The 13,169-nt window shown below is 37.7% G+C and carries 12 protein-coding genes; 6 read left to right on the top strand and 6 right to left on the bottom strand.

What is annotated here, in order from left to right:
• Position 1 precedes the first annotated feature (1 nt).
• From QHT84_RS12605 to QHT84_RS12585, 5 genes are all read right to left on the bottom strand, one after another.
• Positions 2-1,288, bottom strand: a complete 1,287-nt coding sequence (locus QHT84_RS12605; RefSeq protein ID WP_283239922.1) for a hypothetical protein — start codon at positions 1,286-1,288, stop codon at positions 2-4.
• An 86-nt stretch (positions 1,289-1,374) separates the two neighbouring features.
• Positions 1,375-2,103 (bottom strand): acyltransferase, encoded by a 729-nt coding sequence (locus tag QHT84_RS12600; protein ID WP_283239921.1) that lies wholly within the window; start codon positions 2,101-2,103, stop codon positions 1,375-1,377.
• A 2-nt stretch (positions 2,104-2,105) separates the two neighbouring features.
• Positions 2,106-3,575 (bottom strand): O-antigen translocase, encoded by a 1,470-nt coding sequence (locus QHT84_RS12595; RefSeq protein WP_283239920.1) that lies wholly within the window; start codon positions 3,573-3,575, stop codon positions 2,106-2,108.
• Positions 3,576-3,578: 3 nt separating this feature from the next.
• Positions 3,579-4,658, bottom strand: a complete 1,080-nt coding sequence (locus tag QHT84_RS12590) for a DegT/DnrJ/EryC1/StrS family aminotransferase (protein WP_283239919.1) — start codon at positions 4,656-4,658, stop codon at positions 3,579-3,581.
• Complete coding sequence (locus QHT84_RS12585; protein ID WP_283239918.1) at positions 4,655-5,632, bottom strand: GNAT family N-acetyltransferase; 978 nt, start codon at positions 5,630-5,632, stop codon at positions 4,655-4,657. Before QHT84_RS12585 ends, QHT84_RS12590 begins: the two co-directional genes overlap by 4 nt.
• 174 nt (positions 5,633-5,806) lie before the next feature.
• Here QHT84_RS12585 and QHT84_RS12580 point away from each other — a divergent pair, with 174 nt between their 5' ends.
• On the top strand, positions 5,807-7,540 hold the full coding sequence (locus tag QHT84_RS12580; protein ID WP_283239917.1) for a gliding motility-associated C-terminal domain-containing protein: 1,734 nt from the start codon (positions 5,807-5,809) through the stop codon (positions 7,538-7,540).
• Here QHT84_RS12580 and QHT84_RS12575 read toward each other — a convergent pair whose 3' ends face one another.
• On the bottom strand, positions 7,541-8,284 hold the full coding sequence (locus QHT84_RS12575; RefSeq protein WP_283239916.1) for an RDD family protein: 744 nt from the start codon (positions 8,282-8,284) through the stop codon (positions 7,541-7,543).
• A 20-nt stretch (positions 8,285-8,304) separates the two neighbouring features.
• Here QHT84_RS12575 and QHT84_RS12570 point away from each other — a divergent pair, with 20 nt between their 5' ends.
• The 5 genes from QHT84_RS12570 to QHT84_RS12550 are packed head-to-tail and all read left to right on the top strand — an operon-like array spanning position 8,305 to position 13,168.
• A complete protein-coding gene (locus tag QHT84_RS12570) occupies positions 8,305-9,273 on the top strand; it encodes a stage II sporulation protein M (protein WP_283239915.1) in 969 nt (322 codons plus the stop codon).
• The gene (locus QHT84_RS12565; protein WP_283239914.1) at positions 9,273-10,214 is read left to right on the top strand and encodes a hypothetical protein; all 942 of its coding nucleotides are present in this window, start codon (positions 9,273-9,275) and stop codon (positions 10,212-10,214) included. The genes QHT84_RS12570 and QHT84_RS12565 overlap by 1 nt, the downstream gene beginning before the upstream one ends.
• On the top strand, positions 10,207-10,968 hold the full coding sequence (locus QHT84_RS12560) for a DUF4129 domain-containing protein (protein ID WP_283239913.1): 762 nt from the start codon (positions 10,207-10,209) through the stop codon (positions 10,966-10,968). The genes QHT84_RS12565 and QHT84_RS12560 overlap by 8 nt, the downstream gene beginning before the upstream one ends.
• On the top strand, positions 10,965-12,164 hold the full coding sequence (locus QHT84_RS12555) for a DUF4350 domain-containing protein (protein ID WP_283239912.1): 1,200 nt from the start codon (positions 10,965-10,967) through the stop codon (positions 12,162-12,164). Before QHT84_RS12560 ends, QHT84_RS12555 begins: the two co-directional genes overlap by 4 nt.
• Entirely contained in the window at positions 12,164-13,168 is a 1,005-nt protein-coding gene (locus QHT84_RS12550; RefSeq protein ID WP_283239911.1) for an AAA family ATPase, read from the top strand. Before QHT84_RS12555 ends, QHT84_RS12550 begins: the two co-directional genes overlap by 1 nt.
• The last annotated feature ends 1 nt before the right edge of the window (position 13,169 follow it).

Below are 13,169 nucleotides of genomic sequence, written 5' to 3'. Positions count from 1 at the left end.
ACTAGTTTTTAATTTGGCTTTTAAGAGCAGTGATTTCTTTATTCATCTCTATCATATAAAGAGTTAATTCTTCGATTTTTTGAAGCAGTAATTTATTCATCTCTCCTAATTCAATTCCGTTTGCTTCTACCTCTTTAGCTGAGGGAATATCTTTTAAATGACCTTTAACCTTTATATGCTGCTCAACTTCCTCTAAACTCGGCAGACTGTAATCTTTAAAAAAAACATAATCCGCCCAAGTAGTATATACCCTTACTCTATCTGCTCTTAATGCTCCTTTTACAGATAGCCTATAACTATCAGATCCGTCGACAAAAGTTGTACTACCTATTCCTATATTTCCATGCGTTATAATATTCCCTTCTATGAATGCGCTTCCGCCTTGGACTGATAATTTATGACCCACACCTGGAGCATAATCCCCATAACCTCCCAGAATAAATCTTGAATTTGCCCTGCCCATTTGTAGATAGATATTATCATTTCCGTCATCTCTTAATTTGAAAATTTCTTGCGCATTTTTATTTTGAATGATAAAATTTGATTGACCATTTGATGGCCCACCTGATTTATTACCATAAAACACTAATCTTTCTTTATTATTTCTATCAACTATATTTAAACTAAACAAATCGTCATTAGCTGAAATTTCTGGACTCCAAGCATGATAATCGTAAAAATTAATCATTCTTCTTACTCCGCCTGAAAAATTAGGGTCAGTCATTTCATAACCAGCGCCCAAAACATAGGAATTCTTCATATAATCCAAGGAAGTCGGGAATGAAGTTGCTGAAGTCGCAGTGTTTGATGCCCAAAGTGTTTTTGCTTTGATCCCCCCGGTGACATCAAGTCTTGTTGTTGGTAAAACATTCCCAATTCCAACATTTCCATTTGTACCATTGATGAACAAATTACTCCCTGCAGTTGGTACATTGAAATTTAAATTAAAACTATTTAATGAAATATTTCTGTTACTTGTTAAAGTCCCATCGGTATTATAAATGTTTTGGGCAGATGAAGCTGTATTCAAAACCGGGGTTAAAATAATGTTACCATTTGAATCAACACTAAGGGCTTTACTATTTCCTGTCGTTGTAGCTGTAGCACTAGTCATATTTGTCAATCTAACTCCGGAAGTACCGGCAGTGGCACTGGTAATTTGTAACCTTGTAGAAGGTGATGTAGTTCCTATACCTACATTAGTACCAACACCTGTTGGAAATGTGTTCTGTGCGTATCCAAAAATACCACTAAGTAATAAACCATAAATAAGAGCACTTTTTTTCATATAATATAAATTTAAGATTAAACTTATATAAAGGTAATCCAAATAACATTATAAAAATGAAAAAAAAATGAGAAATAACTTAAAAATCATATTTTTAACCAGCGCTCAAGCTGAGCCATTTCATCTGACCAATCCCTAGATATATTCTCTCTCAGAAGTTGAGCCGGAACTCCACCGATAAGAATATTTTGTCCGAAAGTTGTGTAATCTTTTAAACAAAGACTATTGGAAGCGATGGTGCAATAATCGGGTGTAATAGTATTCGATAAAATTGTAACACGATTACTGATGTAATTATAATTTCCGATATGAATGGGTACTGTCATCGGATATTTTTCTCGGGTTAAAGTATTAATCATTTGATGAGCATTGGTATCAATCAGTTGCGATTCAAAGCCTACTCTGGCAAAATCCCCCATCACAATTTTTTCGTAACAAATAATTTTTCCGGAATATCCTAATGATGACATGTGACCCATTTGCAAACTAGCTTTAGGCGCAATGTATATAAAATAGTCTTTTCCGAACTGAGTGTGTCCGTTGAAAATTATTCTCCCCTCTAAGTTTAATTCTGCCGTTCCTTTTGAGCTAGAAATGATTTCGTAAGATTGCCCAAAACCTATCATCCCGGATTGTATCGGGGCATTGATGATTATTTCTCCTGAAATATTTTTAAACTTTACTCTTCCGTAAAAATAAATCGGACACTTTTTGGCTACGGCAAATGGAAACTTTTTAAAATTAAAATACAATGTTTTTGTCCAATTGATGGAGAAAATGAATACTAATCTATGGTAAAAGTCTCTAAATCTCATTTTTATTTGTTTTTTCTTGACAGAAAATCTTTAAAATGCAATCTTTTATTTAATTCAGTAAAGGAAAACCAGATTGAAGTTAAGAATAAAATCGAGGTCAAGATATACTTTAAAACAGTTAATTCAACGTTTAAACTTAAAAAAGTGGCAGCACAAAGTACAATACAACATACAAATATTTTATAAAATGTTTTATCAAAACCAAACCCATATTGCCTTGAAACAATGACCTTTAATCCAAAAAAATGGATTCCATAATTGACTAAAAAAGTGATTCCTAACCCAAACAAACCAAAAAAATAATATCCCAAAACATTAGTTATTAAAAATATAGAATTAAATCCAATTGAGGTTTTGACAAACAATTTAGAATCGCCTTTAGCAATTAAAATATAACCCATTGACCATGAAACAGCCTTGATAATCATACCCAAAATTCCCCAACAAACCAAGGGAACAATCGGCAAAAATTCTTTAGAATAGAGTATTTGAATGACATAGGGGGCAAAAATCAGAAATGCAACTACAATTGGTGTTAAAAGTAAAACAGCAACAATTGATTGCTGTGTTACCATTTTTTTTACCTGAATACTATCAGAACAAATCTTAGCTAATCTCGGATAATAATCGGTTGCCATTGCCGTAAAAATGATACCTACATAAGTATTCAAAATGGTCATTCCAGCACTATAAAAACCTACTTCTGCTATATCTTTATAATTGCTGATAAACACTTGTAACAAGTAAGAAGATAAAGTAGTTAACAAGCCTATAAAACTCAATGAAAATCCTAATAATATGAGATGCTTCCCTTCTATTATGACTTCTTTATTAGATAGTTTTACCTTTTCGATTGTTATTTTCTTACTAAAATAAAAAGCAACAATCATGGCTGCAAATGAAGAAAATAAAATTGATGGAACGATTCCGTCAATTTTAAAGAAATAATACAACGGCAATGATATCAGCAATCCAATAATGTTTCCATACAAATTGGCTTTGGCTAAAAATTGGATTTTACTCAGTCCTTGCAGTAAAACAAGTCGTCCGGCTGTAAGCTGCTTAAACAACAAAGTCAGAGAAATTAAACCAAAAGCCAATGTTTGGTCTTCATTACCAAAGGATATCCGACTCAAAATAGGTGAACATAAAGCCACGAGTACTGCACCAATTATACCCGAAATCCACACTAACCTTTTCAAAATAGAAAATTCTTTAGCCAACAAACCGGGATCTTTTTCAGATGCAGATATGGCTTTTACACCACTCGTTTCAATGCCTGCATTGGTAAAACTCGAAATTAAATTAAGTGTCGAATTGAAAAGACCAATCATACCTACTCCAGCCGGACCAATCCAAAGTGCGATGAATTTTGATTTGATTAGTGAAATAACAATATTAAAAACATGTACTCCTCCAAAAACAGAAGTTGATTTAATAATTTGCCTGTATGATGATTGGGAGTCCGTCATAAATCAATATTGATTTAAAATGCGAATTATCCGACTGACTTCATCGGATATCAACACCGGACTCATCGGCAAACTCAATACTTCGCGGTGTATTTTTTCGGTAATCGGAAACGATAAATGGTTCCAATGCGATAAGGCTTGTTGTTGGTGCGGCGGTACCGGATAATGAATTAACGTTTCGATGTTATTTTGTTTCAAATAGGCTTGCAACTCGTCTCGGTTTGGCGTTCGAATCACAAACAAATGAAATACGTGTTGGTCCAAATTTGCACAGTCGGGCAACACTATCTTGTCATTTTGAATTTCCGAAAGATAGCGCTGTGCTACTGCCCTGCGCCGGTCGTTTTCGGCTGGCAGAAGTGGCAACTTGACATTCAGAAAAGCGGCCTGAATCTCGTCTAAGCGCGAATTGACACCGAGGTATTCGTTGTAATATTTTTGCTGGGAACCGTAATTTCGCAATGCCGAAATAACTCTCGCCAACGCGTCATCATTGGTAGTAATGGCGCCCGCATCGCCCAAAGCGCCTAAATTTTTTCCGGGGTAAAAACTAAACGCACGGGCGTGACTGCCTTTAAAAGAAAGTCCGTGCGCTTGCGCGGCATCTTCTACCAGCAATAAATTATGACGGTAGCCGATTTCCATAATACGCTCCATTTCGGCCAACTGACCGTACAAATGCACGACTAAAATGCCTTTGGTTTTGGAAGTTATTTGCGCTTCTATAGCATCCGGATTGATGTTGTAGGTTTCCAATTTGGGTTCTACCAAAACCGGAACCAATTCGGCTTGTAAAATGGCTAAAATACTGGCAATATAGGTATTGGCCGGAACCAAAATTTCATCGCCTTTTTGCAGCATTCCCAATTCGATATAGCCTTTAAAAATAAGCACCATGGCTTCCAACCCATTGCCTACACCGAGGCAATGTTTGGCGTTTACATAGTCGGCGAAACGGGTTTCAAAGGCGTTGACTTCATCACCCAATATAAACCAGCCTTTATCCAATACCTGCTGCATTTTTTGATGAAATGCCTCTTGATACGGCAGATTGATGGTATGTAAATCGAGAAACTTTATCATATCAAGACGTTTTCAAGTAATGGGTAATGGGCGGTGGCTACTTCGTAAAAATCCTGAACGGTGGTTTTGGCGCCGAAACTTTCTTTCCAAAACAAAATGCCCTCGTTGATTTTTTGACCGTTTTCTTCGTGTGACGGACCAAAATCAAAATAAGTTTTATCGGGAAAAACATCAGTGATTAAATGATGGTATAAAAAATCCAAACTGCCCAACTCGTTTTTTTGGACATTCCCCGAAATATATTGCGGATGCGCGACGGTATCGGTCACAAAAACAGTAGTTCCGGCGACAATCTGCCCCTCATAATACACATTGAAATGACGAATATTATGAGGAAAACGGTGTTGCAATTGGCGAATCTCCGCTGCGGTGTGCACCGGTTGAGCACCGTATTTTCTTTGTAAATTCGGAATCAAAATTTCGTTCCAAAACAAATCAAATTCCAATTCCTCTTTAATAACCAAACGGTTCTTTTCGCCACGACGTATACTTACTTTGCGGGTTTTGGTTATGGAAAACGGTTTCTGCAAATCGATGACCGAAAGACAATCTCTTCGAATCAATTGGGCTTTCGTCAAAAACAAAGCATAAGCCATTTCGTCGGCAAAAAAAGTATGGTAAATGGTTGGAACCATTTTGATTTGCAGGGATTGAATTTGCTGCTGATGCAGAAAAGCTAATACCGACTGTGCAATGACGATGACTTCTCCCAATTTAATTTTGGCGTTAAAAACAAAACCTCCATAGGTTAATCCGGCATGCGAGAACACACGATTCCCCACACGATGCGCCGGAATAACGGAAACCAAATCATCGGCGGCGAAAACCATCAAAGAGTAATCCTCAAAACGATCGGCGTGGTATTCCATAAAGTCGCGATGAAAGAGAAACGTAGCGTTTTTGGCTTCGCTTACAAAAGTATTCCAAAGCTCAAAATCATTAGAAGAATAACGCCTTACCGTATAGTTTTTCACAAGTTCAATTTAGACTTTGGAAAATTAAACATTTATTTTTTAATAGCATTCAACACCAGAAAAATAAGAATTTCAAAATAAATAGTTACTTTTAACCTAATTAAACTCAATGTATACTTGATTTTAAAACGAAAATTGCTGTGTTTTATTGCCTTGTTTCTCAACTTTTACGGTATGAGCGGGCAGGATATTACCTTATACCAGCAGTTCAACGGTCCGTTTGATTTTACCTTTTTCGGGAACACAATGAATAGTGTGGAAAACAATTCGACACTCAGTTTAGTCACCGGAACATCGTCTTCGGCGTCTTTGAATTTGGGACCGAATGACAGTATTGAAAAAGCGTATCTGTACTGGGCCGGTAGTGGCGACGGCGATTTCAATGTCACCTTAAATTCGACAGCCATGACGCCCGACAGAACATTTGGGTATGCCCGAGTATTTGATGGCGTGACGTTTACCTATTTCAGTGCTTTTAAAGATGTGACGGCTTTTATTCAAAATACCGGAAACGGCAATTATACGCTATCGGATTTAGACATTACCGCTTTTGAAGATTTGCATGCCACCAGACGTACTAATTTTGCCGGTTGGGCCATATTGATTATTTACCGAAATACCGCGTTACCTCAAAATCAAATTAATGTATATGATGGTTTGGAGGGCGTTCCTGATCAATTAGACATTACATTAAGTAATTTGTATGTGGTGGACAACGCCAACTCTAAAGTGGGTTTTTTGGCGTGGGAAGGCGATTCGGGTTTGGCTACAGAGGAATTTCGTATTAACGGCGATTTGCTCAACAACAGCTTAAATCCGCCGACGAATGTTTTTAACGGCACCAATTCTTTCAACAACAGTACTACCTTGTACAATATGGACTTGGATGTGTACAACATTCAAAACAATATTGCTATCGGGGATACTTCAGCGGAAATCACCTTGACTTCTTTTCAAGATTTTGTGATGATCAATACCGTGGTAACCAAATTAAACAGTCAGCTTCCTGACGGAACGGTTACCATTGACTCTGTGAACAAACAATGTGATTCGAGAACCGTTAATGTGAATTATACGGTGTCTAATTTGAATTGTACCGGCCCATTACCGGTGGGCACTCCGATTGCCATTTACGTTAACGGACAACTAATGTTACTCTTGGAAACCGAAGTGGTCATTCCGGTTAACGGATCCATCAGTTCCCAAATCAGTTTGACGCTGCCTGATACGATTCCGTCCAATTTTGAAATTCGCATTGTAGTGGATGACAAAGGCGACGGTACCGGCATAGTCACTGAAATGATTGAGAACAATAATGCCTTTGCCGTGAATGAAGTTTTGGGCGTTTCGCCTACTTTCAACATTTTGGAAAATTTAGTGAGTTGTAATGAAGGCCTTACACAAGGAACCTTTGATTTTTCAGCCTATGAAGATGCGGTCAAAACCGATTTTGCGAACACCGTTTATTTTTATGAAACCGCTGAAGACGCAGCCATTGGACTAAACCCAATACTAAACACAACCAGTTATGTGGCTGTAACGACACCCAAAGAAATTTTTGTGCGCATTGATAATGAAAATTGCTATGCGGTAACTTCTTTTCTATTGACCACCCGAAATTGTCCGCCTACCGTATACAATTTTGTTTCGGCCAATAATGATTCACTCAACGATACGTTTTACATCGCCGGTTTGCGCGACATATTTGTCAATTTCAAATTGGAAGTGTACAACCGTTGGGGAAAATTAGTTTGGACCGGAGATCAAAATACCGAAAATTGGGACGGTTATATCAAGGAAGGCTTGGGCAGTAAAAATGCACCCGACGGCACGTATTTTTATGTACTTTTTCTCAATGACCCCGATTATCCGGAACCTTTAACCGGATACCTGTATATTATTCACTAATTACATGTTCTGCGTGTAATAATTGTAATCTTTCAGTATCGTTTGAATAAACTCACGAGTACTTCCCAAATCATTCTTGATGCCGGTAACTTGTTCAATTTTTGCCGTTAATTTGTTTAAAATAACATAATCGGCATTTTTAACGGCGCTATGAAACGTTTCCTTAATAATTCGGGCATCATTATCCGAAAGCTTGATAACCAAAGGATACTTCGGTTTGTATTCTTCTTCCAATTCTTCCAAAATGGTGCTGTTGATGGTGACTTTATTCTTAAGCGTGATGACTGCCGTTCCGGCCGAAATATCACCCAAACGCTGTACCTTCTTGTTGACCACCATACAAACCAACCCGATAATGCCGCTGGCCATGGTAATATCAATCAAACGAAATAACCATCGAATTAAATAGTCACCGAAACCGGCCTGATAGCCGTCAATTTTCACCACTTTTATTTTGACTAATTTTTTGCCTAACGTTTGTCCTTCCAACAACGATTCCTGCACTAAAGAGTAAAATACAACCGGCAAAAAAAACATCATATAAATGGCCATTTGCGACCATCTGTCGAGTTGTTCAATAATCAGATTGAGGTTGAGTGTGTAAAAGAATATATAAAAAACCACTATGATATAGGCTGTTTTAATCAGAAAATCAAGCACATAGGCACCGATACGTTCCCCTACAGAAGCCGCTGTAAAATTTATAATAACATTTTGAGTGGTATTTATGGAAAGTTGTGTCATAATTCCTATTTTAGCATTCGATGAGGGAAGTTGCATTCATAAAACAAAATAAACAAAAATGGCTCGACTTTGAGCAAGCTATTTTTGGTAAAGCTAAAAAAAATCCGGATGAAATGGCCAGTTTGTACATTCATTTGGTTAACGATTTGTCCTACGCACAAACGTACTACCCTAAAAGCAAGACCGTTGTTTACCTCAATTATTTAGCGTCACAAATTTATCAGAAAATATACAAAACCAAGCGCGAAGAGAAAAATAGATTGGTTTATTTTTTTTCGACCGAAGTACCGTTGCTGGTATACCAATACAAAAGATACCTTAAATATGCCTTTATTTTATTCTTTGCTTCCGTAGCTATTGGCGTGGTTTCTGCCAAATACGACGAAAACTTTGTCCGTTTGATCTTGGGCGATAGTTATGTCAACATGACTTTGGAAAACATCAAAGAAGGCAATCCGGTTGCGGTGTATAAGTCGGGCAGCAATTGGGGAAGCTTTATCGGAATTACGCTCAATAACCTTTATGTAGGAGCGCGGTGTTATATTTATGGTGTTTTCGGAGGAATCGGTACTTTTTTGGTGTTGATTCAAAATTGCATTATGCTTGGCTCTTTCCAATATTTCTTTTACCAACAAGGTGTTTTTTGGCAAAGTGTGAGCGGTATTTGGATTCACGGTTCCATGGAGATTTTCGGAATGGTGATTGAAGCCGGATGTGGCTTTATTTTGGGCGCTTCTATTCTTTTTCCGAAAACGTATTCCCGACTGAACTCCTTTAAAATTGGCTTTAAAGACAGTCTAAAAATATTTTTAAGTACCATACCGTTTACCATAGCCGCCGGTTTTTTGGAAGGTTTTATCACCCGATATGCCATCGAAATGCCGGGCTGGTTGAATGTGGTCATTATTTTGGGCACGCTATCGATTATCGGGTTTTACTTTTTGGTATATCCTACTTTTGTGTTTAAAAAATTAAATCCTCCTACCTGATGTTTACACTTTTTAAAAGAAGAGATTTTGGCGATTACGTGAGCGATACCTTTGGTTTTTTCAGACAAACCGGCAAGCACTATTTGAAAAATTATTTTACCATTAGTGGTCCGCTGCTTTTGATTATGGTGGTCTTATCGTATTTCCTGTTCCAAGTGTATTTCGACTTTGTCTTGCGCTTCGATCGCAACGGTATGGATAATTCACAATATCTTGAAAATTACCTTTCCAATAACTTTTTAGTGGTGGTTGCCGTAGCCCTGTTCTTTTTCCTGTTCTTGGTATTTATGAGTATGCTCAGCTATGCGATACCGGTAATTTATTTTGATTTATACGATAAACATAACGGCAATTCTTTTAGTTCCAAAGAAATTTTACAACAGTTCAAAAGTCGTTTCGGAAAAATTCTGATTTTCTTCTTGGGAACACTTTTTATTATCACGCCGTTACTCATTTTAGTATTTGTTGTATTGATTTTATTGTGTTTTATTTTGATTGGGATTCCGCTATTGTTGTTTGCCATTCCTACGGCATTCAGTTGGATTACCTTGAGTTTCTTCGAATATTTAAATACAGACAAAGGATTGTTTTCAGCCTACGGACAAGGGTTTCGCAGTATTTTAAGTCAATACTTCCCTATTGTAGGTTCGACCATGGTAATTTACATCATCATTCAAATTACGATGTCCGTTTTTACGATGATTCCGTACATGTTCGGAATTGTCTCTATGGTATCATCAACCCAAAACATGGAGGCTGACGGTGATGCCTTTTCTACCTTCCGCATTATGATGACCATAGTGATGGTGATTTCTATTTTGATGAGTTACATCATGAACAACATTTTGATGATAAACCAAGGCCTGGTGTATTACAGCCGAATCGAACACAATGAAAACAAAAGCGCAGATCATTCTATAGATTTAATCGGCAGTGAATAAATTTCTTTTTCTTTTTTGGTTACTGACAGCCGCTCCTTTATGGGCGCAAGATTCTTTGGCTACCGCCGAAAAGAAAACTGTAACCTATACCGAAAATGATATTCGCATTGACCAAAACTCCGTGGTAATCCCCACAAAATTCCCTTCCGATTACAAGGAAAAATACAAAGACAGTGACTTTCAATACGAAGTACAATTAGAAGAGAAAAGTCTTTGGGATAAATTTAAAGAATGGCTTGCCTACTGGTTTCGTAAGATTTTCGGGCTATCGGACATGAACGTTTCCAAAAATTATGTCGAAATCACGCTTAAAGTCATTGCAGCGCTGATTGTCATTTATGTGATTTACCTTATTGTAAAAATCATTCTTAACAAAGAAGGACAATGGGTGTTTGGCAAATCGACCACCAAAAAAATCATTCACGATGACGATATTGAGAAAAACTTAGTGCACGTTGACTTCGAAAAATTGATTGCTCAAACCTTAAAAGAAGGCAACAATCGTTTGGCGGTGCGCTATTACTATCTCTGGGTTTTAAAACGGATGTCGGAAAAAAGTATTATCGAATGGCATGCCGATAAAACCAACACCGATTATGTATACGAAATTCAATCGTCCGATTTGAGATCCGATTTCCAATATTTATCCTACCTGTACAATTACATTTGGTACGGTGAATTTGAGATGACCGAGCCTACGTTTCGCCATGCAAAGAAAGCGTTTGAAACCACCATACAATCCCTACGACTATGAGCAGAACGTTAAAAATATACATCTTCTTTTTGGTGGTTCTGCTGGGCATTGTCATTTATATTGATGCGGTACGACCCAAACCGGTAGATTGGAGACCAAGCTATATCATTAAAGACAAAGTGCCGTTCGGGTTGTATGTTTTTGATCAGGAAGCCGAAAACGTTTTGGGCGGTACTAAGATTAAAAAAATCAACAACACCTTTTATGAGTTTTTGGACCGTCAATACGATTACGACAACCAAAATGGGTATAAAATAAAGGGAACACTGATGAATATCTGCGATGAATATGTCATTGACGACGAATCAACCAATGAGATGTTCTACTTTGTGAGTCACGGAAACACGGCTTTTTTGAGTGTCCAACATTTGCCTAAAATCTTCACCGATTCGCTAAAGATAAAATTAGAATCAGCATTCAACATCGATAACAAAACCGATTGTTGGTTGGCCAATACCCAATTGGGGAATCAGAAATACGACCTCAGCAAAGGTGCCGGCACGTATTTCTTCTCGAGCTTTGACACCTTAACCACCACGGTTTTAGGGTATCAGGGAACCGATGCCAATAAAAAAGTCAATTTCATCAAAATCCCGTACAAAAAAGGAAACTTTATCATTCACTTACAGCCGGTGGCTTTTACCAATTACCATTTGCTCAAAGACAATCACGCCGACTATGCGAGTAAAGTCCTTTCTTATGTACCCAAAGGTGACCTCTTTTGGTTTACCAAAGCCCAAACCGGCATCTCCGAATCGGGCTCACCGTTCCGCTATATTTTAAGCCAACCGGCGTTGCGGTATGCGTGGTATACTTTCTTGATAGGTATTGTTGTCTTTATGATTTTTAACGCCAAACGAAGACAACGCGTTATCCCGATTATTAAACCGTTGCCCAATACTACCGTCGATTTTACCAAAACCATCGGTAATTTATACTATCAGGAAGGCAATCATCAAAACTTGATTGATAAAAAAATCATTTACTTTTTGGAAAGAGTACGCAACGAATACCTGATTGACACTACGGTTTTGGATGAAAATTTTATCAAAAAATTACATTTAAAAACTGGAAAAGACCTAAAAGATATAGAACACTTGGTATATTTGATTAATTATCAGCGAAAAAGCTACCATCAAAGTATAGAAAGTGATTTAATTGAAATCAATAATGCAATAGAAAAAATTATCAACTAATGGAAAATACAGAAAACTTCGAAAGCAATGAAAGTGTCAACTTTCAGTCAAGATTAAACCTTGAGCCGCTTCGTGAAAGCATAGATAAAATTAAAGCCGAAATGGAAACCGTCATTGTAGGTCAGCATAAAATGATCGACCAATTGTTGGTGTCTATTTTAGCCAACGGACACGTGCTTATTGAAGGTGTTCCGGGCGTGGCCAAAACCATGACGGCCAAAATTATTGCCAAAACCATTTCGGTCGATTTCAGCCGGATTCAGTTTACACCCGATTTGATGCCTTCAGACATCCTGGGAACTTCGGTATTCGATTTGAAAAAATCGGAATTTGAATTCAAAAAAGGACCGGTATTTTCGAATTTGGTTTTAATTGACGAAATCAATCGCGCGCCGGCCAAAACACAAGCGGCCTTGTTTGAAGTCATGGAAGAACGTCAAATTACCATCGACGGGCATTGTTATACACTCGACAAACCATTCATTGTATTGGCCACGCAAAATCCGATTGAGCAAGAAGGAACCTATCGTTTACCGGAAGCCCAATTAGACCGTTTCTTATTCAAAATCAACATTGATTATCCGAAATTAAATGAAGAAATCGATATCATCCACAGAGAACACAACCTTCAAAATACAGGTAAGTTAGATCATATCAAACCGATACTGAGTGCTGACGATGTTATGAACTATCAAGGTTTGGTGAAACAAATTTTAGTAGAACCTAACCTATTGCAATACATTGCCAAGTTGGTCGTGAATACCCGTGAAAATGCGTTTTTGTACTTGGGTGCTTCGCCGAGAGCTTCGATTGCCATTTTGAATGCGGCCAAAGGTTTTGCGGCCATCAGAGGACGCGATTTTGTAACACCCGAGGACATCAAAGACGCTGCGATTCCGGTATTGCAGCACCGTGTTATTGTAACGCCGGAGCGCGAAATGGAAGGTTTAACCAGCGTGGAAATCATCAAACAAATTATTGAAAGCATCGAAATCCCAAGATAGT

Source organism: Flavobacterium sedimenticola (assembly GCF_030053345.1).
In the GTDB taxonomy this organism is placed as follows: Bacteria; Bacteroidota; Bacteroidia; order Flavobacteriales; family Flavobacteriaceae; genus Flavobacterium; species Flavobacterium sedimenticola.
The sequence above is the reverse complement of the archived record's forward strand: the minus strand, read 5'-3'. Positions and strand labels throughout refer to the sequence as shown.

Bases quoted from the DNA above. Each gene is read 5' to 3' on its own strand.
- QHT84_RS12605 (WP_283239922.1), bottom strand. From the start codon at position 1,288: ATGAAAAAAAGTGCTCTTATTTATGGTTTATTACTTAGTGGTATTTTT.
- QHT84_RS12600 (WP_283239921.1), bottom strand. From the start codon at position 2,103: ATGAGATTTAGAGACTTTTACCATAGATTAGTATTCATTTTCTCCATC.
- QHT84_RS12595 (WP_283239920.1), bottom strand. From the start codon at position 3,575: ATGACGGACTCCCAATCATCATACAGGCAAATTATTAAATCAACTTCT.
- QHT84_RS12590 (WP_283239919.1), bottom strand. From the start codon at position 4,658: ATGATAAAGTTTCTCGATTTACATACCATCAATCTGCCGTATCAAGAG.
- QHT84_RS12580 (WP_283239917.1), top strand. From the start codon at position 5,807: ATGAGCGGGCAGGATATTACCTTATACCAGCAGTTCAACGGTCCGTTT.
- QHT84_RS12575 (WP_283239916.1), bottom strand. From the start codon at position 8,284: ATGACACAACTTTCCATAAATACCACTCAAAATGTTATTATAAATTTT.
- QHT84_RS12570 (WP_283239915.1), top strand. From the start codon at position 8,305: ATGAGGGAAGTTGCATTCATAAAACAAAATAAACAAAAATGGCTCGAC.
- QHT84_RS12565 (WP_283239914.1), top strand. From the start codon at position 9,273: ATGTTTACACTTTTTAAAAGAAGAGATTTTGGCGATTACGTGAGCGAT.
- QHT84_RS12555 (WP_283239912.1), top strand. From the start codon at position 10,965: ATGAGCAGAACGTTAAAAATATACATCTTCTTTTTGGTGGTTCTGCTG.
- QHT84_RS12550 (WP_283239911.1), top strand. From the start codon at position 12,164: ATGGAAAATACAGAAAACTTCGAAAGCAATGAAAGTGTCAACTTTCAG.